Annotated in this window: 3 protein-coding genes; 2 read left to right on the forward strand and 1 reads right to left on the reverse strand. The window is 64.9% G+C overall.

Annotated features, from left to right (window positions below; all coding sequences use genetic code 11):
• Positions 1–52 precede the first annotated feature (52 nt).
• Together EN994_RS17600 and EN994_RS17605 are read left to right on the forward strand one after the other, a co-directional pair.
• Positions 53–2206 (forward strand): indolepyruvate ferredoxin oxidoreductase subunit alpha, encoded by a 2154-nt coding sequence (locus EN994_RS17600; protein ID WP_063169955.1) that lies wholly within the window; start codon positions 53–55, stop codon positions 2204–2206.
• Positions 2199–3779, forward strand: coding sequence for an indolepyruvate oxidoreductase subunit beta family protein (locus EN994_RS17605; protein ID WP_063169956.1), 1581 nt, complete (start codon positions 2199–2201; stop codon positions 3777–3779). Before EN994_RS17600 ends, EN994_RS17605 begins: the two co-directional genes overlap by 8 nt.
• Before the next feature lies 1 nt (position 3780).
• On the opposite strand, the gene EN994_RS17610 is transcribed toward EN994_RS17605, so the two are convergent.
• Positions 3781–4970: sulfatase-like hydrolase/transferase (locus tag EN994_RS17610; RefSeq protein WP_127307681.1), on the reverse strand; the 1190-nt coding region annotated here is incomplete at its 5' end.

Here is a 4970-nt window from a genome sequence, read left to right on the forward strand (position 1 = left end):
CATCTAGACCTACGCGCCGCCAGCGCTGGCGGTAACGGAAGGGAGAAAAAGAATGGCCGAACGGTCTTTTGCCAGGGAAGTCGAAAAACTCAGGCTCGGTGCCGGCGAGGAGTTTGCCGGCGAAGGCATTCTCGCCATCACCAAGGCGCTGCTGCAATGCGGCGTCGGCTATGTCGGCGGCTATCAGGGCGCGCCGATCAGTCACCTGATGGACGTGCTGGCCGACGCGCAGGACATTCTGGGCGAGCTCGGCGTGCATTTCGAAGCCAGCGCCTCGGAAGCCACTGCCACCGCCATGCTGGCGGCGTCAGTGCATTATCCCATTCGCGGTGCGGCGACCTTCAAGTCGACCGTCGGCACCAATGTTGCCTCCGACGCGCTGGCCAATCTCGCCTCCGGCGGCGTCACCGGCGGCGCGCTGATCATCGTCGGCGAAGACTATGGCGAGGGCTCCTCGATCATGCAGGAGCGCAGCCATGCCTTCGCCATGAAAAGCCAGGTGTGGCTGCTCGACCCGCGACCCAATCTGCCATCGATCGTCAAGGCGGTGGAGGATGGTTTCGAGCTGTCGGAGATTTCCAACACGCCGGTCATGCTGCAGGTGCGCATCCGCTGCTGCCACGTGCATGGCCATTTCATCGCCAAGGACAACAAGCGGCCGCCGATGACGGTCGCCGATGCCCTCGACGCGCCGCGCCGCGACACCGGCCGCATCGTGCTGCCGCCCGCCTCCTTCCTGCATGAGAAGGAGAAGGTGCAGAAACGCTGGCCGGCGGCGGTCGACTTCATCGCCAAGAACAAGATCAACGAGTTCTTCGGCTCGGACCATGGCTCGGTCGGCATCGTCATGCAGGGCGGCATGTACAATTCGGTCATCCGCGCGCTGCAGCGGCTCGGCCTTGCCGACACCTATGGCGACACCGACGTGCCGCTCTATGTGCTCAATGCCGTCTATCCCTTGATCGACGACGAGTTCCTGTCGTTCTGCGAGGGCAAGCAGTCGGTGCTGGTCGTCGAGGAAGGCCAGCCCAACTACATCGAACAGGCCTTTGCTTCGATGCTGCACAAGGCCGGTCGAGGCACCAGGCTGGTTGGCAAGGAGCATCTGCCGATGGCCGGCGAATATACCGGCCAGGTCATGCTCGACGGCATCGGCGCCTTCCTGCGCGCCGAGGCGCCGCATCTGCTGCCGGGCGAGGTGCGCGCGCCCAACAAGGTCGGCGACGGCGTTGATGCAGCCGACCTCATCAATGTCGTGCCGGGCCGTCCGCCGGGCTTCTGCATCGGCTGCCCGGAACGGCCGATCTTTGCCGCGACAAAACTGGTCGAGCAGGAGCTCGGCAAGCATCACATCGCCTCCGACATCGGCTGCCATCTGTTCTCGATCATGCCGCCTTTCGAGCTCGGCGCCACCACCATGGGCTACGGGCTGGGCCCGGCCTCCGCCTCGGCCTTCAATTCGCCTGATGCCAAGCGGCGGTCCATCTCCTTCGTCGGCGACGGCGGCTTCTGGCACAACGGCCTGACCTCCTCAATTGGCAACGCGGTGTTCAACAAGAACGACGGCGTCATCGTCATCGTCGATAATTTTTACTCGGCCGCCACCGGCGGCCAGGACATCCTCTCATCCCGCGCCGGCAACAAGACCAAGTCGACGAAGCATCCGATCACCGAGGCGGTCAAAGGCATGGGCGTCAAATGGCTGCGCCATGTCGACCGCACCTATGACGTGACCAAGATGCAGGACACGCTACGCGAGGCGCTGACGACGGAGGAGAAGGGGCCGAAAGTCATCGTCGCCTCGTCCGAATGCATGCTCAACCGCCAGCGCCGCGAAAAGCCGCTGGTCGACAAGGCGATCAAGGGCGGGACCCGTGTCGTGAAACCGAAGTTCGGCGTGGATGAGGACATCTGTACCGGTGACCATGCCTGCATGCGGCTGTCCGGCTGCCCATCGCTGTCGGTCAAGTCGCTCGACGATCTTTTGCGCGACGATCCGGTCGCGCATATCGACCAGAGTTGCGTCGGTTGCGGCAATTGCGGCGAGGTCGCCGATGCGGCGGTGCTCTGCCCGTCCTTCTATCGCGCCGACGTCGTCCACAATCCAAGCCGCTGGGATCGCTTCCTGGAAGCGGCGCGCCGCGCCACCATCAGCCTGTTGCAGCGTCGCCGCGAAAGCCGGCGCCTGACTTTCGCCGATGCTTGACGCCGTCCCCCCACTTCGCGCCCACGCCAGCGCTCAGGATGGTGAGCGTGTCATCAAGCTCGCCGTGCTGGCGGTCGGCGGCCAGGGCGGCGGCGTGCTCGCCGATTGGATTACCGATGTCGCCGAGCGCAACGGCTATGTCGCGCAGTCGACCTCGGTCGCCGGCGTCGCCCAGCGTACCGGCGCCACCATCTACTATGTCGAGATGGCCCGCGACACCGGCCGGCTGCCGGTCTTTGCGCTGTCGCCCTCGCAAGGCGACGTCGACATACTGATCGCGGCGGAGTTGATGGAAGCCGGCCGCGCCATCATTCGCGGCTTCGTCACGCCCGAGCGCACCACGCTGATCGCCTCCTCGCACCGCATCGCCGCCGTGTCGGAAAAGATCGAGCCGGGCGACGGCCGCGCCTCGTCGTCCAAGGTGCATGCAACGGCGGAGGCCGCATCGAAGCGCTTCATCGCCTTCGACATGGAGAAGATCGCCGCCGACAATGGCTCGATGATCTCGGCCAGCCTGCTTGGCGCGCTGGCGGGGTCGGACGCGCTGCCGTTCACGCGCGAAAGCTACGAGCAGGCGATCGGCGCGGGTGGTCGGGGCGTCAAGGCCAGCCTTGCTGCCTTCGGTGCCGCGTTTGATCGTGCGCGCGGCACGGCAGCACCGGCGCCTAGGCCGGCCGAGCCAGCGATCGTCGAATCTGCCCTGGGCGCCGGACAGGTGAGTGGCCCGCGAAACCTGCTGCAAGGCTGGCAGGCCTTGGCTGCCCGCATCGATCTGTTGCCGGTGGCCGTGCGCGATATGGCGCTTCGAGGCTTGAGAAAGGTCGTCGACTATCAGGACATCGCCTATGGGCGCGACTATCTCGACCGGTTGGACAAGGCCGTCGCGCTGGACGGGCCGATTCAGGGCTACGGCTTGTCCATCGCTGCCGCCAAGCATCTGGCCAACGCGCTGTGCTACGACGACATGATCCGCGTCGCCGATCTCAAGACACGTTCGACGCGCGACAAACGCGTGCGCCGCGAGGTCGGCGTCAAGGATGGCTCGATCCTGCAGGTGACCGAATATTTCCATCCGCGCATCGAGGAGTTCTGCGGCACGCTGCCGGCGGGTCTGGGCAGCTACATCGAAAACCGGCCGAAGCTCGCCGCCTTTCTCGATCGTCGCATCAATCATGGCCGCCGCATCCGCACCGACAGTTTTGCCGGCTTTGCCGCTCTGTGGTTCATCGGCGGCCTGCGTCGCTGGCGCCGCAGCCTGCTGCGCCACAAGGTCGAGGTCGCTCATCTCGATGGCTGGTACGCGCTGGCGCTCGACCATGTGCCCCAGGATTACGCACTGGCCGTCGAAATCCTCAACTGCCGCCGGCTGATCAAGGGCTACAGCGACACCCATGTCCGGGCGCAGTCGAAATTCGACCGGGTGCTGTCCGCGCTCGACATGGTCAAGGGCCGCACCGACGCCGCCGACTGGATCCGCCGCCTGCGCGAGATCGCGCTGAAGGACGAGAAGGGCGACATGCTGGACGGTGCGCTGAAGACCGTGGCGACGCTGGGGCCGGATACGATAGACTGATTTAACGGGCATCCACCGATTGGAGCGGCGCCAGCCCATGCAGCGGCACCGCTTCCGGGAACAGATGCAGCAGGCCTGTATCGACGCGCCGGCGCAGATGCGCATCGACCTCCGCACGATCCTGACAACCATGGAACCTGCCGCCGCAATGGTCGCGCAGGCGCACGAGATCGGCCATGACAGGCGACATCGGCAGGCCGGCGGCGTCGAGCAGGCTTGCGCTGAGGAAGCCGATGTCGAGCGGGGCCAGGTCAGGCATCGGATGGCGCAAAGGATGGTTGAAGGTGGTGAGCGTGTAGAAAGTGCGATAGGCAAGCGAGCCAGGGGTCGCCAAGGCGTCGTCCCCGGCGATCGCCTCGACGAACGGCTTGGTCGCCGACGACTGGTGATCGCCGAATTCGAGCACCACGGCGCCGCGTTCACCGGCATCCGCTTGCCTCTTGTCGAGGAAATCCTGGAAATCGCCGCGCGCTACCGCCATCCGGCGCAGATACTCATTGGCTTGGAAATCGCCCGAGAAAGGCTCGCCCTCGACCTTCAGCCCGGGCTCCATCCGCCCCTCATAGGGTGAGTGCGGAAACATGGTCTGGATTTCGAGGAACAGCGGCCGGCCGTCTTCCCTATGGTGCCTGGCGATGAATGCCTCGGCCGCCTGGTAATAAAAGTTGTCGCGCAGGTGATAGAAGGGCGCGGCGATGTCCTTGATGTCGAGCACGGTCTCGAAACCGATCGATTTCAGGAACGGCCCTTCATTGACGAACGAAAAGTCCATCGGCGTCATCACGACAGTCCGATATCCGCAGCGCGCCAGCACCTCCGGCAAGGCTCCGGCGACCTTGTCCTGCAGGGTGATGGTCAGATAGGGGCTTCGCCAGCCGAAATCGGTGGCCGACAGGCCGGTCATCAGCGACAGATTGGTGATCCAGGTGCCGCCGCCAAACGTCTCGACCTGCATCTGGTGCGGCGTGCCGGCCCCCGGTGCGAATCTCTGCAGGAATCCCGCGCCGTTGCCGACCTGCGGAAAATAGCCGGGATCGGACTGGCTTTCGCTGAGCACGAAAAAGACGTCGGGAAGATCAGCCCGGTCGCCGCAATCGACCGTGTCGGCAAAAGGCGGCTGCGGCGCCACGGCTTGCAGCCGCTTTTCGAAGCCCGATTCTACAACGAGGTTGTGCAAATCCAGCAGCGAGA

Origin of the sequence: Mesorhizobium sp. M7A.F.Ca.CA.002.09.1.1 (assembly GCF_003998555.1) — a bacterium.
Classification (GTDB): domain Bacteria; phylum Pseudomonadota; class Alphaproteobacteria; order Rhizobiales; family Rhizobiaceae; genus Mesorhizobium; species Mesorhizobium ciceri.

What these genes read in the sequence shown, in the direction of transcription:
- EN994_RS17605 (WP_063169956.1), top strand. Translation starts at nt 2,199, where the DNA reads ATGCTTGACGCCGTCCCCCCACTTCGCGCCCACGCCAGCGCTCAGGAT.
- EN994_RS17600 (WP_063169955.1), top strand. Translation starts at nt 53, where the DNA reads ATGGCCGAACGGTCTTTTGCCAGGGAAGTCGAAAAACTCAGGCTCGGT.